General features: G+C 68.6%; 21 protein-coding genes. 5 read left to right on the plus strand and 16 right to left on the minus strand.

The window, feature by feature from the left end; all coding sequences use genetic code 11:
* Positions 1 to 42: 42 nt before the first annotated feature.
* Together OHA70_RS35250 and OHA70_RS35255 are read right to left on the minus strand one after the other, a co-directional pair.
* Entirely contained in the window at positions 43 to 477 is a 435-nt protein-coding gene (locus OHA70_RS35250; protein WP_328325224.1) for a VOC family protein, read from the minus strand.
* A gap of 42 nt (positions 478 to 519) precedes the next feature.
* The gene (locus OHA70_RS35255) at positions 520 to 726 is read right to left on the minus strand and encodes a hypothetical protein (RefSeq protein WP_328325226.1); all 207 of its coding nucleotides are present in this window, start codon (positions 724 to 726) and stop codon (positions 520 to 522) included.
* Between the two features lie 147 nt (positions 727 to 873).
* Here OHA70_RS35255 and OHA70_RS35260 point away from each other — a divergent pair, with 147 nt between their 5' ends.
* Positions 874 to 1989 (plus strand): ADP-ribosylglycohydrolase family protein, encoded by a 1116-nt coding sequence (locus tag OHA70_RS35260; RefSeq protein WP_328325227.1) that lies wholly within the window; start codon positions 874 to 876, stop codon positions 1987 to 1989.
* A 97-nt stretch (positions 1990 to 2086) separates the two neighbouring features.
* Here OHA70_RS35260 and OHA70_RS35265 read toward each other — a convergent pair whose 3' ends face one another.
* From OHA70_RS35265 to OHA70_RS35305, 9 genes are all read right to left on the minus strand, one after another.
* Entirely contained in the window at positions 2087 to 2806 is a 720-nt protein-coding gene (locus OHA70_RS35265; RefSeq protein WP_328325229.1) for an A24 family peptidase, read from the minus strand.
* A 30-nt stretch (positions 2807 to 2836) separates the two neighbouring features.
* The gene (locus OHA70_RS35270) at positions 2837 to 3901 is read right to left on the minus strand and encodes a DUF2330 domain-containing protein (protein ID WP_328325231.1); all 1065 of its coding nucleotides are present in this window, start codon (positions 3899 to 3901) and stop codon (positions 2837 to 2839) included.
* 30 nt (positions 3902 to 3931) lie between these two features.
* Entirely contained in the window at positions 3932 to 5401 is a 1470-nt protein-coding gene (locus tag OHA70_RS35275) for an FAD-binding oxidoreductase (protein ID WP_328325232.1), read from the minus strand.
* Positions 5388 to 6212, minus strand: coding sequence for a shikimate dehydrogenase (locus OHA70_RS35280; protein WP_328325234.1), 825 nt, complete (start codon positions 6210 to 6212; stop codon positions 5388 to 5390). The genes OHA70_RS35275 and OHA70_RS35280 overlap by 14 nt, the downstream gene beginning before the upstream one ends.
* 4 nt (positions 6213 to 6216) lie before the next feature.
* Complete coding sequence (gene mltG / locus OHA70_RS35285; protein ID WP_328325236.1) at positions 6217 to 7431, minus strand: endolytic transglycosylase MltG; 1215 nt, start codon at positions 7429 to 7431, stop codon at positions 6217 to 6219.
* Complete coding sequence (gene ruvX / locus OHA70_RS35290; RefSeq protein WP_328335276.1) at positions 7428 to 7886, minus strand: Holliday junction resolvase RuvX; 459 nt, start codon at positions 7884 to 7886, stop codon at positions 7428 to 7430. The genes mltG and ruvX overlap by 4 nt, the downstream gene beginning before the upstream one ends.
* Before the next feature lie 94 nt (positions 7887 to 7980).
* Positions 7981 to 10650, minus strand: coding sequence for an alanine--tRNA ligase (gene alaS, locus OHA70_RS35295; protein WP_328325238.1), 2670 nt, complete (start codon positions 10648 to 10650; stop codon positions 7981 to 7983).
* Between the two features lie 4 nt (positions 10651 to 10654).
* Positions 10655 to 10906 (minus strand): DUF6167 family protein, encoded by a 252-nt coding sequence (locus OHA70_RS35300; protein ID WP_328325240.1) that lies wholly within the window; start codon positions 10904 to 10906, stop codon positions 10655 to 10657.
* Positions 10903 to 11325 carry a DUF948 domain-containing protein gene (locus OHA70_RS35305; RefSeq protein ID WP_328325242.1) on the minus strand — a complete coding sequence of 141 codons (423 nt, stop codon included), beginning with the start codon at positions 11323 to 11325 and terminating at the stop codon, positions 10903 to 10905. The genes OHA70_RS35300 and OHA70_RS35305 overlap by 4 nt, the downstream gene beginning before the upstream one ends.
* A 198-nt stretch (positions 11326 to 11523) precedes the next feature.
* On the opposite strand from OHA70_RS35305, the gene OHA70_RS35310 reads away from it, so the two are divergent.
* From OHA70_RS35310 to OHA70_RS35325, 4 genes are read left to right on the plus strand one after another with little or no spacing between them, the layout of a single operon-like run.
* Complete coding sequence (locus OHA70_RS35310) at positions 11524 to 12744, plus strand: FAD-dependent oxidoreductase (protein ID WP_328325244.1); 1221 nt, start codon at positions 11524 to 11526, stop codon at positions 12742 to 12744.
* Positions 12741 to 13931, plus strand: coding sequence for a carboxylate--amine ligase (locus OHA70_RS35315; protein WP_328325246.1), 1191 nt, complete (start codon positions 12741 to 12743; stop codon positions 13929 to 13931). Before OHA70_RS35310 ends, OHA70_RS35315 begins: the two co-directional genes overlap by 4 nt.
* 2 nt (positions 13932 to 13933) lie before the next feature.
* On the plus strand, positions 13934 to 15376 hold the full coding sequence (locus OHA70_RS35320) for a hypothetical protein (protein ID WP_328325248.1): 1443 nt from the start codon (positions 13934 to 13936) through the stop codon (positions 15374 to 15376).
* 4 nt (positions 15377 to 15380) lie between these two features.
* Positions 15381 to 16592 (plus strand): glycosyltransferase family 4 protein, encoded by a 1212-nt coding sequence (locus OHA70_RS35325; RefSeq protein WP_328325250.1) that lies wholly within the window; start codon positions 15381 to 15383, stop codon positions 16590 to 16592.
* On the opposite strand, the gene OHA70_RS35330 is transcribed toward OHA70_RS35325, so the two are convergent.
* Genes OHA70_RS35330 through OHA70_RS35350 form a run of 5 tightly spaced genes read right to left on the minus strand, consistent with a single transcriptional unit; the run spans position 16548 to position 22839 of the window.
* Positions 16548 to 17537, minus strand: coding sequence for a hypothetical protein (locus tag OHA70_RS35330; RefSeq protein WP_328325252.1), 990 nt, complete (start codon positions 17535 to 17537; stop codon positions 16548 to 16550). The two genes, OHA70_RS35325 and OHA70_RS35330, sit on opposite strands and share 45 nt — an antisense overlap.
* 4 nt (positions 17538 to 17541) lie before the next feature.
* The gene (locus tag OHA70_RS35335) at positions 17542 to 18921 is read right to left on the minus strand and encodes a hypothetical protein (protein ID WP_328325254.1); all 1380 of its coding nucleotides are present in this window, start codon (positions 18919 to 18921) and stop codon (positions 17542 to 17544) included.
* Entirely contained in the window at positions 18918 to 20477 is a 1560-nt protein-coding gene (locus OHA70_RS35340) for a hypothetical protein (protein WP_328325256.1), read from the minus strand. Before OHA70_RS35340 ends, OHA70_RS35335 begins: the two co-directional genes overlap by 4 nt.
* Positions 20477 to 22216, minus strand: a complete 1740-nt coding sequence (gene murJ / locus OHA70_RS35345; RefSeq protein WP_328325258.1) for a murein biosynthesis integral membrane protein MurJ — start codon at positions 22214 to 22216, stop codon at positions 20477 to 20479. Before murJ ends, OHA70_RS35340 begins: the two co-directional genes overlap by 1 nt.
* The gene (locus tag OHA70_RS35350) at positions 22213 to 22839 is read right to left on the minus strand and encodes a sugar transferase (protein ID WP_328325259.1); all 627 of its coding nucleotides are present in this window, start codon (positions 22837 to 22839) and stop codon (positions 22213 to 22215) included. The genes murJ and OHA70_RS35350 overlap by 4 nt, the downstream gene beginning before the upstream one ends.
* Between the last annotated feature and the right edge of the window lie 37 nt (positions 22840 to 22876).

Here is a 22876-nt window from a genome sequence, read left to right on the forward strand (position 1 = left end):
CCGGGAGCGGTCTCACGCTACCTAGTCACTTCGAGGCGGCTGTCAATCGAGGCAGAACTCGTTGCCCTCGATGTCCAGCATCGTGATGCACGACTCGTTGAAGCCGTCGGCGACCTGCTCCTGGAAGACCGTCGCACCGAGCGCGATCAGCCGCTCGGACTCGGCCCTGAGAGTCGCCAGCCGCTCGTCGCCCACCAGCCCGGTACCGGCCCGTACGTCGAGATGCACCCGGTTCTTGACCACCTTGCCCTCGGGCACCCGCTGGAAGAACAGTCGCGGACCCACCCCGGTCGGGTCGACGCAGGCGAAGGCCGACCCCTGATGCTCGGCGGGCAGCGAGCGGTCGAACTCGTCCCAGTCGGCAAAGCCCGGGGGCGGCGGCGGTACGACGTAGCCCAGTACCTCGCACCAGAAGCGGGCGACGCGCTCGGGATCCGCGCAGTCGAAGGTGACCTGGACCTGCTTGACCGTTGCCATGCGCCCCACCCTAAAGCCGGCAAGTGGCAACCGTGCAACGAATTAGCAGGTGCTGGCGCGCTCCGGGTCGAGGGCGCTGCGGACGGAGAGTGCGACGTCCAGGGCCTTGCTCACCGGGTTGGTCCCACAGGCGTTGTGGCTCTGCGATGTCGCGGCGGCGGCCCCTGCGGCGGCAGCACCACCCAGTACTACTGTTGCCAGGCCCGCGGCGGCCGCCCGGGCGACGGTGCGGCGCAGTTTGCTGGTCATGGCGTCCTCCTCGTTGGTCCGTGGTTCGGTAAGTACGAATCTATGAGCCGGCGAGGCGGAACGAACTGGCCTTGGGACCCGTCTAGAGGTAGTGCTAGCGCCACCATGGCCGTTCTCTTGCGACCACCCGACGACTGGGAGATACCGATGACACGGGCCGACGACGAGGCCTACCGGGCCCGGGTCAGGGGCTGCCTGCTCGGCGGCGCGATCGGCGACGCGCTGGGCGGTCCGGTGGAGTTCGACGACCGGTCGTCGATCGTCGCCGACCACCCCGACGGCGTCCGCGAATTCGTTGCCAAGGGCCCGTACTGGCCGGCCGGTACGGTCACCGACGACACCCAGATGACGTTGTTCACGGTCGAGGGGCTGATCCGGGCCGGCGTCCGGACCGACCGTGGGATCGGCTTCACCCTCGGTGTCGTGCACCACGCCTACGACCGATGGCTGGACACCCAGCTGCTGCTGAAACCGAGCGGCGAGCGCGACGGCTGGCTGCAATCCGTCCGGTGGCTGTATGCACGCCGGGCGCCGGGCAATACCTGTCTGGAAGCGCTGACCGCGGCGCGCAAGGACGGCGACACCATCCAGCGCTTCGGGGAGCAGGCCGTCAACGACTCCAAAGGCTGCGGCGGCGTGATGCGGGTGGCGCCCGTCGGTCTGCTTCCCGCGAACAACGCGGAGTGGATCTTCGACGCGGCGGCCCAGATCGCCGGGTACACCCACGGCCATGTGACCGGCAAGCTCGCCTCGGGTGCGCTGGCCGCCATCATCCACCACCTCAACCAGGGCGCCGGCCTTGATGATGCGCTGGACGAAGCCCAAACCCTGCTGGCGACGAAGCCGGGCCATGAGGAGACCATCGCCGCGCTCGCCGCCGCGCGGGAGCTCGCGGCACAGGACCTTGCCCACAGTCCGGAGACGATCGAGCGGCTGGGTGGCGGCTGGATCGCTGAGGAAGCGCTCGCGATCGGCGTGTACTGCGCGCTCGCCTACCCCGAACCCGACCAGTTCCTCGACGCTCTTGCGCTCGCGGTGACGCACTCCGGCGACAGCGACTCCACCGGCGCGATCTGCGGCAACATCCTCGGCGCCTTGCATGGAGAGACCGCTCTCCCGGCCGAGCTCGTCTTCCCGCTCGAAGGCCGCGGCACGATCCTCCAGCTGGCCGACGACTTCGTCCTGGAGTTCACCCGCGCCAACCGCCTGCACGGCGACTACGGCCCGCACACCACGTGGACCACCCGCTACCCCGGCTGGTAGACCCGTCCGCCGGGACGTCCGGCCCGTCCCCCGAGGATCAGGCCCGGCGTCCCGGCCGGGGCGGAACACACTACGCGGGCGGCGGGTCGTCAACTGGTCAGCCGAGGTAGAGCCGCTCCAACGGCTGGCCTGCCAGTACGCCGATCAGCGCGCCGACGAGCATGAACGGGCCGAACGGGAACAACTGCTTGCGTTTGAACACCTTCGCAGCGGTCAGCACGATCCCGATCACCGCGCCGAGGAAGAACCCGCCGTACAGACCGGCCACCAGCTCGCCCCAGCCGAGCCAGCCCAGCGCGATGCTCAGCAATCCGGACAGCCGCACGTCGCCGAAACCGACGCCTCGCGGGAACACGAACCAGAGCAGGTAGAACACACCGAACCCGACGGCTCCCGCGATCGCGGACCGCCACAGCGATCCCCACTCGCCCGTCTGCAGCGCAGCGATCACCAGCGCCAGACCGACGAGCAGGTACGCGGGCCAGATGATCGCCGACGGGAGGTATCTCGTCCGCGCGTCGATGTACCCGAGTACCGATCCCGCGACCGCGAGAACCAGCCAGGCGGCCAGCCCGGCCGACGCCCCGAGCGCCCACCCGAGCAGCCCGCCGGCGATCGCGGCCGTCACGCCACACCAGTACGCCGCCTTGGTGGCGACGCCTTGCCCGGCGAGTTCGGCGTACGGGATCTTGGTGTCGCCCTCTTCGAGGATCGGCTCCGGGATCCGGCGCATCACCAGCGGCCCGAGCGCGAACGCGGCCGGCCCGCAGAGGACGATCCCGGCCCCTGCCGCGAGCAACGCATTGTCAGCCGGCACGATCCAGCAGCCTAGACGATCCCCGACCGCCTAGACCTCCTCACCAGGCCCCCTGTGGACAACGCGCTTCACGAGCCTTCGGCCGATCAGCGCGGCGCCGACGCCGATCAGCAGCGGGCCGCCGAGCAGCACCGCGATCGTGCTCCACAGGCCCTCGTTCTCGGTGACGTACTTCACCCGCTCGAACTCGTCATTGTTCGCCGCCTGGGTGAAACCGAAATCAGCGGTGATCCGGCCCGGCTCGCGATACGTCACCGAGTACGCCGTCAGGAACGTTGTGGGCGCGGCGAGTTGCGGAGCGTCCTCGTTCGCCAGGCGTCCGGCGTACAGGAGCTCGGGCTTCACATCCGGATCGGGCAGCGTCGAGGCATCCACCCGGTACGCCGCTGCGACGTAAACGGTGACCGTCTGAGCCGTAGTCGCCCCCTTGCTGAGCCGCATCGGGTAGACGATCTGTGGCGAGGCAAAGGTCAGCCGCAGCGGTGGGGTCGAGCCCGTCATCGGAGTGCCGTCCTCCTTCGGGGCCAGCTTGACCGCGACGATCTCCCACTTCTCGGTCAGGTACGGCGTGAGGTTGGCGGCCAGACTCGCAGGAGCGGCGTACCCGTTGGTGCGGAGCCAGTCGGTCACCGCAGTGCCGCTCGCCCCGCCGAGCCGCGCCACCTGGAAGGGGCCGAGCCGCATCTGCTGGCGCACGTCCACGCCCGCACCCGCCATCGGTGCGCCGCCGGTGTCACCGCGGCTGCCCATGATCCCCAGATCGCGGAACGGCCAGTACGTCTTGCGGGTCACGATCTTCGGCCGGGTGATCGACTGCAACCGGGAGAAGAGGTCGTTGTCGCCGAGCTCGACCTTCGCGGCCGCCGGCACCGGCATGATCCAGGCGGCCTTCTTCGACTGACCCTGGACGGACATCGACAACACGATCTCCTCCTGGCCGCCGTCGTAGCGGACCAGGGCGTTCTCGCCGAACACCCGGGCGCGCGACTCCGCGTCCGGGAGGTACCCGCCACAGGCGCACGCCCACGCGGGCGCGACGCCGACTCCCAGCAGGGCCAATCCGAGCACTCCCGCCACCAACCGCCACAGTTTCATGGCCGAAGGCTAGTGGCGGGTGGGGCCGGGTCAGGCGATTGTGTAGCTGTTGTGGAAGAAGTTGGTGGGGTCGTACTTCTTCTTGACTGCTTGCAGGCGGGCGTAGTTGGCGCCGTAGTACGTGCTGACCGAGCGGCCGGTCTCCACGTAGTTCACGTAGCCACCGGCTGACGACGGCTTGACGGCGCGGTGGCCGTTGGTGATGAAGGTCTGGGCCGCCTTGAGCTGGGCGGCTGTCGGGTGGGCTGCCAGTCCGGAGTACCACTGGACGACGCCGACTGCGGATCGGTGACCCCAGGAGGAGCCGCCGGACGGGATCTTCGCCGCCTGACCGCCCAGCGGGTCGAGGATCGCGGCAGCCGGAAGCTTCGCCCGAGCGGCAGTCTTCACCGCACCAAGCAGGGCAGCGATGGTCGTGGCGGACATCGGCTTCAGCACGTCGGAGCCGGCCAGGAAGCCCTGACGAGCACTGGTCGTGCCGCCACCCAGGTACTTCACCGCCTCCATGTGCGTGCGGACCGCGAAGGTCCGGGTGGTCGCCTTCGATCCGACGTACGACTCGAGCTGCGCCGCGGCGGCCGCGCCGTTGCCGGCGGTCGAGCATCCGAGGACGTGGATCTGCAGCGTTCCGTTGCTCTTGGCATCGATGTGCACGTTGCCCCAGGAGGTGATCGGCGCGACCTGGGCGAACTTCTGCCAGCCCTTGATGACGGCCGCGGCCTTCGACTCCGGCCACGTCAGCCGGAAGAACCCGAGCTTCGCCGCCGGGATGGTGATCAGCTTGAACGATGTGACGATGCCGAGGTTGCCACCGCCACCACCACGCAGCGCCCAGAACAGGTCGGGATCGACCGTGGCGCTGACGTTGCGCGCGACGCCGTCGGCGGTGATCACGCCCATCGACTGGATTCGGTCGCAGGTCAGGCCGAACGCCCGCGTGTGCACGCCCATCCCGCCGCCGAGGGTGAGCCCGGCGATACCGACGGTGGGGCAGGTCCCGGTCGGCAGGGACTTGCCGTACTTGTCCAGGAACGTATGGACGTCGTACAGCTTCGCGCCTGCACCGACGGTGAGCACGTTGCCCGAGTAGCTCATCGAGCGCATCTGGCTGACGTCCACGACCAGCCCCTTGCTGACCGTCGAGGCGCCGACGTACGAGTGTCCGCCGCTCTTCGGCACCGAGAGCAGCTTGTTCTTGCGCGCGAACAGGATCGCCGTGCGGACGTCGGTCGCGTTCGCCGTGCGCACCACAGCCGCCGGCGCGACGGTGTCCCACCGCGGGTTGAAGAGCTGGCGCACGGTCGGGTATCCGGGCTTGCCCTGGAGGTACACGGTGCCCTTGATGCTCTTCTGGAAGGCCGTCCAGTCCGGCCCGGCGGTAGCGCCCATGAGCCCGGCGGGACCGGCGTTGGCCGGCTTGACCTCGGAGCAGCTGGTCAGCGCGATCGCGGCCAGCGCGCCGCCTGCCTTCAGTACGGTACGGCGGTCAACTGGGCTCACGGTCGTTCAGCTCCTCACGCGCGGCGGCTCTCATAGCCGCCAGGGGCGCGGGCGACATACCAGTCATCATCTCCACTTGGAGGGTCGCCTGATGCACAAGCAGGTCAAGGCCGTTCAACAGCTCTGTACCGATCCGGTGCGCCGCGATCGCGAGCTGGGTCGGCCAGGGGTGGTAGGCCACGTCGAAGACCACCGGCGCGACCTGGGCGAAGTGCTCCGCCCACGGGTCCACGGCGCCGCCGGGCAACGTCGAGACGCAGAGGTCGAAGCCACCGATCTGCTCGACCTGGTTGAAGTCCGTCGCCGAGACCTTCAGGCCCAGCTCGGCAGCGAGATCCCGCAACCGCTCGGCCTTCGACAGGTCACGCACCACCAGCGTCACCTCGCTGACCTTCAACCCACGCAGGGCAGCCAGGGTCGACGCAGCAGTCGCTCCCCCACCCAGTACTACGGCCGTGTCGGCGCCGGTGATCCCCCGCTCGGCAAATGCCGACACCAGCCCCGGTACGTCGGTGTTGTGGGCCGACCGCGATCCGTCGGCCTCGAACAGCATCGTGTTCGCCGCACCGATCAACTCGGCCACCGGATCGACGACGTCGACCAAGTCCAGCGCGACGCGCTTCAAAGGCATCGTCAAGGACAGCCCGCGGACATCGTCGCCCAACGTACTCAAGAAGGTACGCAGCTCATCCTCGCCGACCTCGTACGCGTCGTACCGCCAGTCGAGCCCGAGTTCGGCGTACGCCGCTCTGTGCATGGCAGGCGACAGTGAGTGCGCGATCGGCTGACCGAGCACGGCGCAACGGGTCATCGGTTCAGCACCTACCGGTGTGGGCCTTACAGAACGCCGTCAGCAGGTCGACGTTCTTCTGGTGCTCTTCGCCGGTGGTCGCGAACCGGGTCTCACCGGTGTCGAGATTGACCAGGGTGAAGTACTTCCAGGTGCCCGTCGCCGGGTTGAGGGCCGCGCGCAGCATGTCCTTGTCCGGGGAGTTGATCGGCGTCGGCGGCAGTCCCTCGTGCAGGTAGGTGTTGTACGGCGACTGCGTCTCGCGCTGCTGCTTGGAGGTGTAGACGCCACCGGTGCGGCCGACGATGTAGTGGATCGTCGAGTCCATCTGCAGCTTCTGCCCGGCCGCCAGCCGGTTGTAGATGACCCGCGCGACCTTGCCGTAGTCCTCCTTGCGGTTCGTCTCGGCGCCGATGATGCTGGCGACGATCACCGCCTGGTACGGGTCGAGGTGCTTGCGGTTGGCCTTCTGGATCAGCTGCAGGTCGGCCGCGGCCTTGGCGAAACCGGCCGTCGACAAGCGGAGGACCGTGTACGCGTTCGCGTCCTTCGGGATGTCGTAGGTGCCGGGGAGCAGGAAGCCCTCGGGGTTGTTGTTCGCCCACGACGGGAGCTTGAGCTGCTGCGGCTTGCTCATCGCGATCTGAGCGGCGCCGGGCGGGAGCTTGGCCGCCTTGCTCTTCTGCAGCAGGTTGACGATCTCGGCCTTGGTCCGGGCGGGCGGGATGGTGAACCGGGTGACGAGCACCGACTTCGCCGTGTCGAGCAGCAGCTCCAGCGCGGCCTTGGACGACATCTGCTTGTGCAGCGTGTACAGGTTCGCCTGGATCTTCTTGGAGCGCGGGTCGTCGCGGGCGACCCGCTCGAACGCCTTGGCGCTCTTCACCACGCCCTTCTTCTCGAGCGTGTCGGCGATCGACTGGGAGCTCTGCCCGGCGGCGATCTCGACGGTGACCGTCTCGCTGCTGCCGGCGCCCTCGTAGTCGGGGGCGGCGAACACCTTCTCGATCGCGTCGCGGCCCTTGCCGAAACCGACGGCGAGGGCGGCCACCAGGGCGCCCACGACGAGCAGCGAGACCAGGCCGGCGAAGCAGCCGAAGCCGCGCCGGGCGCGGGTCTTGCGGCGGTTGGCCCGGCGTTCGACCCGGCTCTCCGGGCGCAGGCCGAGATCGTCCCTGAAGTCCTCGGTCTGGCCGTCGCGGGGGTTGTCGCGGTCTTCGTTCACCGATGTTCCGTTCACAGGGGCCTCCCGGGTGGGTTGCCGGTCTCGCGCTCGAAGTCGAGCGCGTGTTGCAGAATCACGACCGCCGCGGCCTGGTCGACCACGGCCCGCCGCTTGGAGCCCTTCTTACCCCGTTCCCGCAGCATCCGTTCGGCGGTGACGGTCGTGAACCGCTCATCCACCAGCCGCACCTCCGCCTCCACGTTCGCCGTCCGCAGCAGTTCGCCGAGCTGTACCGAGGTAGCCCGTACCTTCACTGCCGCCGGTCCCTCTCCCCCAGACAACGACCGAGGCAACCCGATGATCACCTCGAACGCCTCCAGTTCGACCACAAGTCCGACAATCCGCTCGAGCGCCCCAGCCCCAGCCCGAACAGTCTCCACCGGCGTAGCAAGAATCCCGTGCGGATCCGAGCTAGCGACCCCGATCCTCGCATCCCCGACATCCAACGCGACGCGTACGCCCCGGCGCATCAGTGTGCCCCGCCCAGGGTCCACCAGTACAACCGACCGCCGCGCTGCGGTGCAGCGCGGCGGCTCAGAGGTGTGCGGGGGCGGAGGTTCATCCTCAACCAGTTACTAGTTGGCCGATGGCGTGTTCGACTGCGGCAAGGGCCTTGTCGGCGCCGGAGGCTTCCGTGCCGCCGCCTTGGGCGACGTCGTCCTTGCCGCCGCCTCGGCCGCCCAGCTGCTCAGCAGCGATGCGGACCAGATCGCCGGCCTTCAGGCGCCATTCGCGGGCTACGTCGTTGAGGGCGATGACTACGCCAGGCTTGCCGTCGTTGACGCTCAGTACCGCGACAACAGCCGGCTTGTCGGCAGGCATCCGGCCACGCACGTCGAGCGCCAGCTTGCGCAGGTCGCCGCCGTTGACGCCGTCGGGCGCCCGGTGACCGACATAAGCGACCCCGAAGACGTCCTTGGGAGCCTTCGCCAGCTCCGCACCGGCCGCCAGCACCTGACCAGCGTGGATCTTCTCCAGCTCCTTCTCGGCGACCCGCAGCCGCTCGGCCAGATCGGCCACCTTCGCCGGCAGCTCCTCCGGCCGCGTCTTCAGGTTCTCCGAGAGCAGCCGCACCAGCGCCCGCTCGCGACCCAGGTAGTGCAGCGCGTCCATACCGACAAACGCCTCGAGCCGCCGCACACCAGCACCAACGGACGACTCACTCGTCACCGTCAGCGCGCCGACCTGCGACGAGTGCTTCACGTGCGTACCACCGCAGAGCTCACGCGACCAAGGTCCGCCGATCTCCACCACCCGCACGGAGTCGTCATAGGTCTCGCCGAACAGCGCCAGCGCACCCCACTCCCGAGCCTCCGGCAGCGACATGTACTGCGCGGACACCTGCAGGTCCTGCCGGACAGCCAGGTTCGCGACCTCTTCGATCTCACTCCGCGTCGCCTGGTCCAGCGCCGACGACCAAGCGAAGTCGAGCCGCAGATACCCAGGCTTGTTGTACGACCCGCTCTGCAACGCAGTCGGGCCAAGCACCTGACGCAACGCAGCGTGGACCACGTGAGTCCCGGAGTGCGCCTGGCAAGCCGAGATCCGCCACTCCTTGTCGACCTGAGCGTGCACATCAAGCCCAGCCTGCACGGCACCCTCGACGACCTCGACGCGGTGCACGATCAGACCCTTGACCGGCCGCTGGACGTCGAGCACCTTCAGCTTGAACCCGTCACCGACGATCAGACCTTCATCCGCGATCTGGCCACCGGACTCCGCGTAGAACGGAGTCTTCTCCAGCACCACCTCAACGGTCTCACCCTGCTCGGCAGCGCCGGCGATTGCGCCATCCCGCAGCACACCACGGACCTGCGAATCGGTCGCGAGCTCGTCGTACCCGGTGAACTCGGTGACGCCCTTCTCCCGCAGCTCCCGGTACGCCGAGGTGTCCGCGTGGCCGGCCTTCTTGGCCCGCGCGTCCGCCTTGGCCCGCTCGCGCTGCTCCTTCATCAACGACCGGAAGCCGTCGGTGTCCACCTGCAGACCCTGCTCGGCGGCCATCTCGACGGTCAGGTCGATCGGGAACCCGTACGTGTCGTGCAGCTGGAAGGCCTGGTTGCCCGCCAGTTGCGCGTCACCGGAAGCCTTCACGTTCTTCACAGCCAGGTCGAAGATCGTCGTACCGGCGGTGAGAGTACGCCGGAACGCCTCCTCCTCCGCATAGGCGATCTGGCTGATCCGCGGGAAGTCGGCCTCCAGCTCGGGGTACGACTTCTTCATCTGCTCAAGGCTGGTCGGCAGCAGCTCCACCAGGCTCGGGTCCTCGTAGCCCAGCAGGCGCATCGACCGGATCGAGCGCCGCAGCAGGCGGCGGAGTACATAGCCGCCCTGCTCGTTGCCCGGGGTGACGCCGTCGCCGATCAGCATCAGCGCGCTGCGGACGTGGTCCGCGATCACCCGGAAGCGGACGTCGTCGACCTGGTCCGCGCCGTACTTGCGGCCGCTCAGCTCCGAGGCCTTCTCGATCACCGGGAAGATCTCGTCGATCTCGTACATGTTGTCGACGCCCTGCATCAGGTACGCGACCCGCTCCAGCCCGAGGCCGGTGTCGATGTTCTTGTTCGGCAGCTCGCCGAGGATCGGGTAGCCCTCCTTGCCGCCACCCTCGCCGCGGATGTTTTGCATGAAGACCAGGTTCCAGAACTCCAGGTAGCGGTCGCCCGCCTCCCAGTCCCGGTCGGCGCCGAACTGTGGGCCGCGGTCGATCAGGATCTCCGAGCACGGGCCGCACGGACCCGGGATGCCCATCGACCAGAAGTTGTCCTTCATCCCGAGCCGGACGATCCGGTCGTCGGGCAGCCCGGCGACCCGCTTCCAGATGTCGATCGCCTCGTCGTCCTCGTAGTACACCGAGGCGTACAGGACCGACTCGTCGAAGCCGTAGCCGCCGTCGCTGACCGGCTTGGTGACCAGCTCCCAGGCGTACTGGACGGCCTGTTCCTTGAAGTAATCGCCGAACGAGAAGTTGCCGTTCATCTGGAAGAACGTGCCGTGCCGGGTGGTCTTGCCGACCTCCTCGATGTCGAGGGTCCGGACACACTTCTGCACGCTGGTGGCGCGCGGGTACGGCGGCGTCTGCTGGCCGACGAAGTACGGCACGAACTGGGCCATGCCGGCCACGTTGAACAGCAGGTTCGGGTCCGGCGACGGCAGCGGTGCGCTCGGCACCACCGTGTGGCCACGGTCCTCGAAGTAGCTCAGGAACCGCCGGCGAATCTCACTGGTTTCCATGGTGTTACCGGTAGTCCTCACGCGTTGAATCGTTCTGGTTTGCCGCTGTGTCGATGCCGAGCGCGTCGCGCAGCTCGGTCTCCCGCTCGGCCATTCCGGCCCGTACCTCGTCGCCGAAGTGCCGGATCGCGCTGGCCACCTTCTCCGCCGACTGCTGCAGGCTGTCCGGCGCGAGCTGCTGGGCCCGCTTCTTCAGCCGGGTCACCGCGTAGACGCCGACGGCGACCCCGATGATCAGCCAGAAGATCCGCTTCATCGGACGTCACCCCGCTTCTTCGCCTTGCGCTCGGCCTTCATCTCGTCCTTCACCCGGCGGGACACGTCGCGGCGCTGGTTCTCGCCGAGCGCCTTGCGGACGCCGTACGTGAACGCAGCGGCCTTCACCAGCGGACCACCAGCGGTCGCCGCGAACAAAGACGCGAGCGCGGCCGCATTGGTTGTCACGGTGGTGGCGTTGTCGGTGATCGTGTCCACCTTGGCCAGCTGGGCGTTCGTGGTGGCGACCGTGTTGGTCACCTCGCCGAGCAACGGAACGCTGGAGTCAGAGACGCCCTTGACCATCACCCGGGTCTCTTCGAAGACCTTGCCGAGCTTGAGGATCGGATAGGCCAGCAGGCCCACCAGGATGAGCAGTGCGCAGGCTGCTATCAGCCCCGCGACTTCACCGACGCTCATGGTTACGATCCGCCTTCCGTTCGTCTACCCCGTCCCGAGACCCCGGGTACCTCAGGGACCTTATCGCGCGGGTAGCACAGTCCTGGCCACAGGGACACCCTCCCTGACCCAGCAGCGAACCAGTGCGCTGCGTCACCGGATAGGGAATACTGAGGAGAGCTCCGGGGGGAGTTGTTCACGGGTGGGGGGAGACCACGCATGGACGAGACTGCTGTCGCTGTCCTGGGGGCGGGTCCACATGGCCTGGCCGCAGCAGCAGCACTTCGGCGCGCGGGCGTGGAGGTCCGCGTCTTCGGCGACCCGATGTCGTTCTGGCGGACGATGCCGGCCGGGATGGTGCTGAGATCGAACTGGACCGCGACCTGTATCGCGGAGTACGACGGTCCGCTCTCGCTGGACTCCTATCTGGCCGAGACCGGCGCCGAGGTGCCCCGGCCCGTACCGCTGGACGATTTCGTCGCGTACGGCACCTGGGTGCAGGCGAAGGTGGCGCCCGACGTCGACCGCCGGTGGATCGACCGGGTCACCGCGAGTGACGACGGCTTCGTGCTGGAACTGGCCGACGAGTCGCGGATCCGGGCCAGGCGCCTGGTGGTCGCGGCCGGGATCGCCGATTTCGTCAACCGGCCGGACGTCGCCGCCGGGCTGCCGGGGCAGCTGACTTCGCACACGGCCGACCACGACGACCTGGCGACGTTCGCCGGTCAGGAGGTTCTGGTGGTCGGCGGCGGACAGAGCGCGCTGGAGTCGGCGGCCCTGCTGCACGAGAACGGCGCCGAGGTCGACGTCGTGGCCCGGGCGGACAACCTCAACTGGCTGCACGGCGGCGTCTGGCAGCGCCGGCTCGGGCGGCTGAAACCACTCTTCTACGCACCGACCGATGTCGGCCCGCTGGGGATCTCGCGCATCGTCGCCGCACCCGGACTGTTCACCAGCCTCCCGCGCGCCGTCCAGGAACCGATGGCCCATCGGGCGATCCGGCCGGCCGGCGCCGCCTGGCTGATCCCGCGGCTCGTCGAGGTCCCGATCCGGGTCGGCGTCTCCGTCACGAAGGCGACCCGGAAGGGCTCGCGGGTCGAGGTCGAGCTGAGTGACGGCGACCGGCGCGAAGTCGACCACCTGATGTTCGGCACCGGGTACCGGGTCGACATCAGCCGCTATCCGTTCCTTCCTCCGGCATTGGCGGCACGGATCCGCTCGGTCGACGGCTACCCCGTGCTCGGACGCGGAATGGAGTCGTCCGTGCCCGGACTGCATTTCCTCGGCGCCCCGGCGGCCCGCAGCTTCGGCCCGCTGATGCGGTTCGTCGCCGGCGGCTGGTACGGCGCGGAGTCACTGACCAGGGCGGTTCGTGGCCGCCCTGGCCGGGCCGCCCACAGCCATGCGGGGCGGCTGGAAGCAATGGGCGGTGGCAGATGAGCCGGGCCTACGGCTCGGCCGAGGTGCCCGTCGGCGCGGTGGTCGTCGGTGGTGACTACCAGGGACTGGGGATCGTCCGCAGTCTCGGCCGGTTCGGCGTACCGGTGACCGTGCTCGACGACGAGCGTTCGATCTCCCGCGTGTCCAGGTACACGACCGCTCACGAGCGGGTCCCGGAACTGCGGGACCCTGACCAGACCGTGGCCATCCTGATCGATGCCTGCAAACGGCTCGGCCTGCAGGGCTCCGTGCTCTACCCGACGCGGGAGGAGACGGTGGCCGCGATCGCCGGTCACCGAGACGAACTGAGTGAGTACTACCGGCTGCCAACCCCCGCCTGGTCGGCGGTCAAGCCGGCCTGGGACAAGCGGGAGACGTACCAGCGGGCCGAGCGGCTGGGGGTTCCGGTGCCCCGGTACTGGTTGCCGACGTCGCTCGCCGACCTGGCCCGGGTGGACCTCAGCTCGCCGGTGATCGTGAAACCGGCGATCAAGGAGCACTTCTTCTACGAGACCCGGGCGAAGGCCTGGCGGGTCGACACCCGGGCCGAGCTGGAGGCGGCGTACCGGAAGGCGGTCGAGATCGTCGACCCGGCCGAGGTGATCATCCAGGAACTGATCCCCGGCGGCGGTGACCGGCAGTTCGGCTACTGCGCCTTCGTCAGGAACGGCGAGGCGGTGGCCGAGATGACGGTCCGGCGGCTGCGCCAGCACCCGTCGGACTTCGGCCGGGCCAGCACGTTCGTGGAGACCATCGACCAGCCGGAGCTGGCCAAGCACTCCCTCACCTTCCTGCGCGACATCGGGTACTACGGACTCGTCGAGCTGGAGTACAAGCAGGACGAGCGCGACGGGCAGTACAAGCTCCTCGACGTCAACGCCCGTACCTGGGGCTACCACTCCCTCGGCTACGCGGCTGGGGCCGACTTTCCCTACCTGGTCTACCGCGACCAGGTAGGCCTTCCGGTCAGCGAGGCCCAGGCCAGGGCCGGCGTGCGCTGGATCCGGCTGGCCACGGACCTGCCGAACGCGGCCCTGGACGTCAAAGCGGGCAGGCTGCGGGTCTGGCCCTACCTGAAGACGCTCAGGCTGGCCGACACCGAAGCGGTGTTCGCCCTCAGAGATCCGCTGCCCGGCCTGTACGAGGTCGCGCTGCTCCCCTACCTGGCATTCAAGCGGGGGATCTAGCCGTGTTCGAGTCCTCCCATGCCTTCAGCTTCTTCGACTACTTCCGGATCCCGTACGCCGTCCGCACCAACGCGCGGGAGTCACGGCTAGGGACGCTGACCTCCACCAGCTCGGGGCGAACCTTGTCCTGGCCCCGCCCGGCCGGCCGGGGTCCGATCGGTGCGGCGCGGTTCCGTGCTCGTAACTACAAGGCCGATCGCTACCAACTGGCCGGTTTCACGATCGTCTGTCACCTCTACACGGGCGACGACCTGGTCGGTGAAGGCTGGCGGGCGATCGAACCGATCCTGGACCGGAACGGCCATCAGGTCGCGGCGGTCTGGCAGAACGACTCCGGTGACGTCTTCCTGCCCTTCGCCCCGGACGAGACGATCGAGTACCTCCGATCCGAGCGGTACACCACAGTCAGCACCAGCAAAGCGGCCCAGCTCGCACGCCGGAGCCTGGTCAAGGGGTACTACGTGATCCGGCCGTTGCTGGCCCGCCCGCTACAGCTCCGGATGCGGCGGGCCTTCGCCCGGCACCAGCACGTTCCGTCCTTCCCGGCCTGGCCGATCGAACACAGCCTGCACACCTTCTACGACTGGTTGTTCGAGCTCAGTACCGGCCTCGCGGGCGAGCCGGTGCCCTGGATCGATCTGTGGCCGGACGGGCGGTCCTGGGCGATGGTCCTCACCCATGACGTCGAGACTGCCGCCGGTCGCGACTCGATGGAGCTGCTCCGAGCACCGGAACGTTCGCGCGGCTACCGCTCCTCGTGGAACTTCGCCGGCGGGCGTTACGAGGTCTCCGACGAGATCGTCGAACGGGTGACCTCGGACGGCTGCGAGGTCGGCGTCCACGGGCTGCGGCACGACGGCCGCGATCTGGCCTCGCGGCGGCTGGTTCATCGGCGGTTGCCGCAGATGCGGGAGAACGCGCGCCGCTGGGGCGCGGTCGGCTTCCGCTCTCCCGCAACGCAGCGGTCGTGGAAGCTGATGCCGGAACTGGGCTTCGACTACGACTCGTCGTACACCGACTCCGACCCGTACGAGCCACAGCCGGGCGGCTGCTGCAGCTATCTGCCGTTCACCAACGGCCCGCTGATCGAGCTGCCGATCACCTTGCCGCAGGACCACACGCTGTTCGAGATTCTCGGGCACGCCGATGGCGAGATCTGGCTCGGCAAGGCGCGGGAGATCCGGGAGCGGCGCGGCATGGTGCTGATACTGACCCATCCGGACTACGCGGGTGACCAGCGGATCGCCACGGCCTGGCGACAACTGCTGGACGAGTTTGCGGGCGACGAGAGCGCATGGCGAGCTCTGCCCCGAGAGGTGGCGGGCTGGTGGCGAGACCGGGCTGCCAGCCACCTGTGCAGAGGGTCCGACGGCTGGACGCTGACAGGACCCGCCGAATGCCGAGGCGGTATCCGGCAGACCGTACCGGTCGAGCGAGGGAGCTAGACAAGTGTCGAAACCACTGCATGTCGCGGTGATCGTGGAGAACATCCCGTTGTGCGTCGATCCCCGGCTGCGCAAGCAGGTGGACGACCTGCTGGCGGCCGGGGCCCGGCTGTCGGTGATCTCCATGCGCGACGAGGGCAACGCCCGGTACCGCGACCAACCGGGCCTGACCCTGTACGAGTACCCGGCACCCGCTCAGCCGACGGGGGCGGTGGGCTACGTCGGCGAGTACCTGGTGTCGTTCTTCTGGGCCGGCTGGTTCCTGGCCCGGCTACGGCTACGCGGGCGGATCGACGTACTGCAGCTCTGCCAGCCGCCGGACATCTACTTCCCGCTGGCCTGGGTACTGCGCTGGGCCGGCACCCGGATCGTGGTCGACCAGCGGGATCTGATGCCCGAGATCCTCTCGCAGCGGTACGCCGAACCGCCACGGCTGATGCTGAAGGCCCTGCACTGGCTGGAGCGACGGACCCAGCGAGTCGCTCACCAGAGCATCACCGTCAACTCCTACCTGAAGGACCGGCTGGTCGCTGCCGGCGCCGAGCCCGACAAGGTCGCGGTCGTCTACAACGGCCCCGTGCTGGCCCGTTCGGCGCTCGCCGTGGCCGAGCCGAGTCTGCGCGGCGAGCATCGGTACATGGTCTGCTGGGCCGGGAAGATGGGCCGGCAGGACCGCGTCGAGCTGGTGATCCGGGTGGCCGAGCAACTGGTCCACAAGCTCGGCCGGGAAGACTGCGCCTTCGTCCTGCTGGGGGATGGCGAGTGCCTCGAGGAGCTGCAGCAGCTGACCACAGAGCTAGGTCTGGAACGCTGGGTGTCCTTCCCCGGCTGGATTCCGGAGAGGGACCTGTTCAGCTACCTGGCCACCGCCGACGTCGGTATCGACACCAGCCTGCAGGTGGAGGTCTCACCGGTGAAAGTGATGGAGTACATGGCTCAAGGGCTGCCGGTGATCTGCTTCGACCTGCAGGAGAGCCGTCTGCTCGCCGACGGGGCCGGCGTGTTCACCACGGTCGGAGACGTTCCCGAGATCGCCACCAAGCTGGCCGAACTACTGGACGACCCGGCCACCCGCAAGCAGTTGGGTGACACCGGCCGGCGCCTGATCACCGAGGAGCTGGCCTGGGAGCGGCAGACCCCGGTCTACCTGAAGGCCGTCGGCGGCGAGGGGTCAGCCCTCACCAGGACAGTGCCGGAACCAGCTACAGAAGGCTGAGGGCGAGGCCCAGGCTCGGTCGAGCCAGGGCTGCTCTGTCATGAACTTGTGCACGGTCACGACGTACGCCTGCGCCGGCTTGGTGCGCCACGCTCCGGCGAACCAAGCTCCGGTGCAGCCGTCCAGCCGCTCGGGGCCGGCCGCTGAGCCCTTGCCGCTGAGCCACCAGGCCCAGCCCTCCAGACAGCCGCGCATGAAGGCGCCGTAGTAGTCCAGGGCGAAGGCGGTGGAGTCACGGTTGAAGGGGAAGGTGCCGTTCTGGTTCTCGGGCACCTGTCCCCAGGCCGGGTCCTGGTACGACATCACGCCGATGATCGAGAACGTCTTCGGGCACCGGTCGGTGCCGTAGTCGCGCTGGTAGTCGTAGCCATGGACCTTCAGCCCGTTGCAGAAGTCCTTGGACGCGGGAGTCGCCTTCGGGAACAGGTCACCGCAGCCACGCTTCTCCACGCACGCACCGGTCGGGTACAGGTCCTTCTGGTACCAGGTCGACTCGGCGTTGGCGACCGCGCGCACCAGGTTGTCGGCCAGGCCCCACTTGCAGGCCGCCCACTGGATGTTCTCGTCGGTCGTCCCCGTGTGATGCCCCGTCACCCTGGGGAGCAGCCATTTGTCCCACTGCGGGTCGTACGCCTCCGCCTTTGGGTCATGCGGCCGGGCGGCCAGTGAGGCATGCACCGCCTCGGCAGGCGGCATGGTCTGGTTCGGGCCCTTGTTGCCCGGCCGTGGCTCCCAGTCCGAGTGATGGACCTTGGCCGCGCACTCGTTGTCGCTGGGCAGCTTGGACCAGGAGCCGGTGGGCTGGGTCTGCCAGTAGCCCTCGGCCGGCGGAGGGTTGCTCCCGCGACCGTGTAACCCCGGTAGCGCGACCCACACCCCCGCCAGCGTGACGACAGCTATGACCCCTCGCACCAGCCGCTTACGGAGCCGACTGTCCGAAAACATCCCGTCAGTACCCGACATGTTCCGACGTCGAGACCGTTCCACCCTCCGCCGGCTGACCGGCGGAGTGCGACCCGGCCCAGCCCGAGCTGGGCTCGATCGCGGCCGGAACGACCTTGCGCTGGAACCGCCGCGACCGCGGCTGGTTCGCGACGCAGCCGATCAGGTTCGCGCCGACCCCGGTGAGCGCGGCCACCGCGGACTCGGCCTCGACCCGCGAACCACGGTTCGGATCGATCACCAGCAAGGTGAAGTCGGCCCGTCCCGCCAGCACAGCGGCCTCGGAGGCGCCGATCGCGGTCGGCGCGTCGATCACCACGAACGCGTGCTTCGACAGGCCCTGCAGCAGCAACTCGAGGTCCTCGACGTTGATCCACGCCCCGACCCGAGGCGTCCCGCCGGCCAGCACCCGCAGGTTGACGAACTCGGTCGAGTGCACTGCCCGCTCCAGCTTGGAGCGGTCGCCCAGTACGTCGGTAAGCCCCGGCGTCAGCGGCGTACCGAACAGCAGGTGCAGGTCGGGATGCCGCAGGTCTCCCCCGATCAGCACGACCTCCTTGCCGGTCGCAGCCATCGCGATCGCCACCTGGGCGGCCACTGTCGTCTTGCCTGCGCCGGGAGCCGGGCTGGTGATCACCAGCGAAGCACCCTTGCCACGACTGATCAGGGTGGTCAGGTGTGCGGCCAGATACCCGAACACCTCTCGTGTCGGCGTCGGCGGCCCGGTCTCCGGGACCAGCGGGAACTGCATCCGGACAGCCGGGACCTGGGCGAGCACCTTCAGGCCGGTCTGCCTGGTGACGTCGCCGGAGCCGCGGAAGCGACCGCGCACCCGATCCCAGACGAAGGCGAAGCCGATGCCCAGCATCGCGCCGAGGACCAGCCCCAGACCGATGATCAACGGCAGGTTCGCCTCTTCGGGCTCGGTCGGCACGGTTGCCGGTGAGATCACGTCGGCCAGCTTCGACGACCGGCCCTTGTTGCGGTAGTCGACGTAGGCGTCGGTGAAGGCGGCTGCCCCGTTCAGGGCGCGGACCCGGCTGGCCGACGTGTACTTGAACTGGAGCACATTGGCGTCGACCGGCACCGACACGGACAGTCCGTCGGTCGCCTCGGTCACGCCGATCCGCAGTGTCTTGGCCGCCGCGGCGGAGACCAGGCCGGAGTTCGCCACCTCACGTTCGGTGCCCATGTCAGGTACCGCTCCGGCACCCCGCGCGGGGTCGGAGTACACGACCACCTGCGACACACCCACGTACACCTTGGGCTTGCTGATCACCGTCGCCGCCGCGGCACCCGCGGTCAGCGCCGTCACCAGGACGATCAACCATAGATAAGTGCGGACGATCCCTCGCGTCTTCGTCGCCTGGTGCCTGGTTGACCTCATCTGCCCACTCCCCTGTCGTCTGTCCCCATGATGGGCTCCCCTTGCCCTTCCTCGACAGTGTCGGGCCGATGATGACGCCCGATCTTGTCCGGTGGACCCTTCTCCAACGCACGCTGCTCCAGTGGCCGCTCCTCGGGCGGCCGCTGGCCGACCGCAGCCAGCGCAAGTAGCGCGAACAGCAGGTCCGCCGTCCCGCGATACGTCAGGTGCGGGTCGAAGTTCATCAGTGCGACGATCACCCACACCCCGGTGAACGCGCCGACCGCGGCGACCGCGCTCCAGTCGGTCAGATCCTTGCACCGGGCCCACAGTTCCTTCACCGAGACCCGGACGAACCAGACGAACGCGGCGAACAACGGAATGCCGCCACCCCACAGCAGCCAGGTGTAGCCGCTCTCGATCCAGACAAAGCCGGTGCCCTGCGACAGCACGACCACCCGGGCCGACGGCCGCACACCGAACAGCACGTTGGAGCCGCTGAACAGGTCCGGCCAGAAGTACATCGAGAGGTTGTACCAGCGCACGATCCAGCTGTTCGGCAACCCCTGGGCCGACTGGAACCCCTCGAGCCGATGGGTCACCGCCGGCCAGGCCGCGATGATGGCGACGCACAACCCGACCGGCGCGTACTTCAGCAGGTCCAGCCGGCGGAGCGCCATCGCGATGCACACCACGCCCACGACCAGGCCCAGCACGCTGGAGAACTCACCGGCGGCGAAAGTACCGATCACGAAGACCAGGCAGGCGCCGACCAGCAGAGCGATCTGCCGACGGCTCTTCCAGAGCATCGCCACCGCGATCGCGAGATTGAAGATCAGTACGTCGGCCGTTGCCGCCGGCAACGAGAGGGTCGAGCTGCCACGCGGGATCGCCAGCTGTTCGGCGTACCCGAACGGCGCCCAGAAGGTGAGCAGCAACGGCCGGATGCCAGGCACGTCGAGGGTCTGCAGGATCGCGATCCCGCCGAGCACGACCGCCGACCCGATCGAAGCGGCCAGGCAGTTGCGGACCTGCTTCTGGGTCTTGACCGTGAACCGGACCACCGCGTAGACGCCGAGGAACTTCCACAGCACCAGCGCGTAGGACAGGTCGTCCGGGATGATCTCCTTGCCCTGCAGGAACATCCAGGCCAGCGGCAGGATCGAGCTGCTGACCGCGATCGAGACCAGCGCCAGCTCGATCCGGGTGATGTACGGCCGGAGCGGCGTACCGGGCCGGTACTGGACGAAGTACCGCAGCGTCAGGATGCCGGCGCAGAACACGGTCAGCGCCTCGTTCGGCCGCAGCACGGGCACGATCCGGCCCCGGTCGATACCGGCCACCAACGGCGTCAGGCCGATGATCAGGTACGCCGCGGTGACGGGCTTCTGCCAGACGAGCACGGCCAGTCCGATCACAGCGACCAGCGCCAGCGCGTAGAGGATCGAGACGGCGACAAGCGTGCCCATCAGGACGGCAACACAAAGGCCGGCCAACGCCAGGATCACCAGATCCAGGCGGGGCCGGCCGATCCGCCGTCCGGTGCCGGCCACTGTGTTGGGGAAGGTGACCGTCATCAGGTCTCCCCGTTGGTCACACCGTCAGGAGCACCGTCAGCGATAGGTGCCGCCCGGCGGTTGCGCAGGCCGGCTCCGAGCCAGGCCAGCTCCGGCGAACGCAGTACCAGCTGGACGATTCCGTAGGTGATCGCACCGACCGCAGCACCGACGAGCAGGGCGGCCGTCTGACCGACCCGTCCGTCAACGTGGGCCACGAGCAGGCGGGCTACGAAGTAGACCGGCACCACCATCACGGCCGCGGCGGTCAAGGTCCGGCCGAGCGACCCTGCCAGTCGGCGCTGGATCTGCCCCAGACCCATCCGCAGGAACAGGTGTGCGCCACCGATGATCGCCGCGATGGCGTACGCCGCTGCGGTAGCCGGCAGCAACAAGCGAGCCGGTGCGAAGGTGGCCATGACACACAGTGTCAGGCAGATGCCCGCCTGGAGCCCCATCGACACCAGCGGCGTCCGGGTGTCCCCTCGGGCGTACGCGGCCTGAGTGGTGACGTAGAAGGTCGTCTCGCCGATCAGGCCGAGCGAGAGTGCGGCCAGCCCACCGGCGATCATCCGGAGACCCTCGGGCGAGGCCATCTGACCTGCCGCGATGGTGTGCGCGATCGGACTGGCCAGTACAACGAAGCCGACCGCCGCCGGGACCGCCAGGAACAAGGCCATCCCGAGGCCCTCGATGAAGGTGCCGGAGAACTCGTCGGAGGAATCGCTCTGGTGCAGCCGCGAAAGCCTCGGCAGCAGAGCGAGCGCCACCGGCGTCGCGGCGAGAGCGATCGGCAGGTAGTAGAAGTTCAGCGCCATCTGGATCGCGACGGTGCCGCCCGCAACCCGGTTCGAGACCAGCAGGAGCGCCAGCAACTGCAGTGCGAGCAGCCCTGCTTGGCTGACCGAGCGCAGCGCCTTCCGGATGGTCACCAGGACCTCCGGATCACGCCAGCCCGGCCTCGGACGCAGGTGCACTCCGGAGCGCCGGGCTCCCCACCATTGGAGCGACGCGTGCAACGCGACCGCACCGGTGGAGCCCAGGCCGAGCAGGAGAACCTGACCCGTCGACTGCGCGCCGAGCTCCTTGCCGGTGCCGTAGAGCAGGGCACTCAGGCCGAGTACGGCGATGATGCCGAGGTTCTCGACCAGCGGTGCGGCGGCGGCCAGCGCGAACCGGCGATGCGCGTACATCACCGCGGTGGCCGAGCCGACCACGGCGTACAGGAAGATCTGCGGGATGGTCAGCAGGATCAGCAGCCGGGTGACGCCGATCTGGCCGCTGTCCTGGGCGGCCGAACCGCTCAGGCCGACGCCGCCGATGCTGGTCACCCGCAACAGCTCGGGCAGCCCGAGCACGGCGATTGGCGCCAGCAGGGCCAGTGCGGCCAGCGCGATCCCGAGGAAGCCGCCGCTGACCCGGGCGACATCGCGCGGCCGGCGCTCATCGATGTGCTGGACCAGCGCGGGTACCAGCAGCGAGACGAACAGCGAGCCGGCCAGGAAGCCGTAGTAGATCAGGTTCGGCAGCGAGTTGGTGAGCTGATAGGTGTTGCCGAGAAAGGTCGGGCCGAGGACCGCTCCGATCACCACGACCCGGATCACTCCGGTACCACGGCTGAGCGCCGTCCAGACGCCGACCGTGACGGTGTCGCGGGCGGTACCGCTGGCACTCGTCAGGTCGTCCTGCAGCATCTCGCCGCCGGAGCCTGTCCTGGGCTCCGACGACGAGAGCTGCTCGCTTTGATCGGCCGTGGTCAACGCGCGCCCCCGAGCAGGGCCGGAACGGTCTTGAAGATGATCAGCAGATCGAGCCGGACACTGCGGGTGTCGACGTACTCCAGGTCCCAGCGCAGACCCTCGTCCATCGTCAGCTTGTTGCGTCCGTTGACCTGCCACAGCCCGGTCAGACCGGGCTTGACCTCGAACCGCCGTTGCGCCCACTCCCCGAAGAGCTCCGCCTCGAAGGGCAGCATCGGGCGCGGTCCGACCAGCGACATCTCGCCGCGCAGCACGTTGATCAGCTGCGGCAGCTCGTCGAGGCTGGTCTTGCGGAGGAACTTGCCGGGCTTGGTGACCCGCGGGTCCTGGTGCAGCTTGTAGAGGCCGTCGACCTTCTCCACCTTACCCGCGGCGAGCCGGCGAACGTACTCCTGGTGGACCGCCGGATCGGCGTCGGTCCGCATCGTGCGGAACTTCAGCATCACGAACTCCCGCTGATCGGCGCCCAGCCGGACCTGCCGGAAGAACACCGGCCCCGGGCTGGTCAGCCGGATCCACAGGTAGATCGCGATCAGTACCGGCGAAGCCAGCACCATCCCGGTGAAAGCAAGGATCAGGTCGAGAGACCTTTTCGCCGGCCCCACCGGAATGATGCGGCTCACTCCGCGGACGGGAATAGGCCGGACTACGGGGGTTGCC

The sequence above is a fragment of the Kribbella sp. NBC_00382 genome, from assembly GCF_036067295.1.
Lineage (GTDB): Bacteria > Actinomycetota > Actinomycetes > Propionibacteriales > Kribbellaceae > Kribbella.

Excerpts from the sequence above, each read along its gene's own strand:
- OHA70_RS35250 (WP_328325224.1), bottom strand. The coding sequence starts at position 477 with ATGGCAACGGTCAAGCAGGTCCAGGTCACCTTCGACTGCGCGGATCCC.
- OHA70_RS35255 (WP_328325226.1), bottom strand. The coding sequence starts at position 726 with ATGACCAGCAAACTGCGCCGCACCGTCGCCCGGGCGGCCGCCGCGGGC.
- OHA70_RS35260 (WP_328325227.1), top strand. The coding sequence starts at position 874 with ATGACACGGGCCGACGACGAGGCCTACCGGGCCCGGGTCAGGGGCTGC.
- OHA70_RS35270 (WP_328325231.1), bottom strand. The coding sequence starts at position 3,901 with ATGAAACTGTGGCGGTTGGTGGCGGGAGTGCTCGGATTGGCCCTGCTG.
- OHA70_RS35280 (WP_328325234.1), bottom strand. The coding sequence starts at position 6,212 with ATGACCCGTTGCGCCGTGCTCGGTCAGCCGATCGCGCACTCACTGTCG.
- ruvX (WP_328335276.1), bottom strand. The coding sequence starts at position 7,886 with ATGCGCCGGGGCGTACGCGTCGCGTTGGATGTCGGGGATGCGAGGATC.
- alaS (WP_328325238.1), bottom strand. The coding sequence starts at position 10,650 with ATGGAAACCAGTGAGATTCGCCGGCGGTTCCTGAGCTACTTCGAGGAC.
- OHA70_RS35300 (WP_328325240.1), bottom strand. The coding sequence starts at position 10,906 with ATGAAGCGGATCTTCTGGCTGATCATCGGGGTCGCCGTCGGCGTCTAC.
- OHA70_RS35305 (WP_328325242.1), bottom strand. The coding sequence starts at position 11,325 with ATGAGCGTCGGTGAAGTCGCGGGGCTGATAGCAGCCTGCGCACTGCTC.
- OHA70_RS35310 (WP_328325244.1), top strand. The coding sequence starts at position 11,524 with ATGGACGAGACTGCTGTCGCTGTCCTGGGGGCGGGTCCACATGGCCTG.
- OHA70_RS35315 (WP_328325246.1), top strand. The coding sequence starts at position 12,741 with ATGAGCCGGGCCTACGGCTCGGCCGAGGTGCCCGTCGGCGCGGTGGTC.
- OHA70_RS35330 (WP_328325252.1), bottom strand. The coding sequence starts at position 17,537 with ATGTTTTCGGACAGTCGGCTCCGTAAGCGGCTGGTGCGAGGGGTCATA.
- OHA70_RS35335 (WP_328325254.1), bottom strand. The coding sequence starts at position 18,921 with ATGAGGTCAACCAGGCACCAGGCGACGAAGACGCGAGGGATCGTCCGC.
- OHA70_RS35340 (WP_328325256.1), bottom strand. The coding sequence starts at position 20,477 with ATGACGGTCACCTTCCCCAACACAGTGGCCGGCACCGGACGGCGGATC.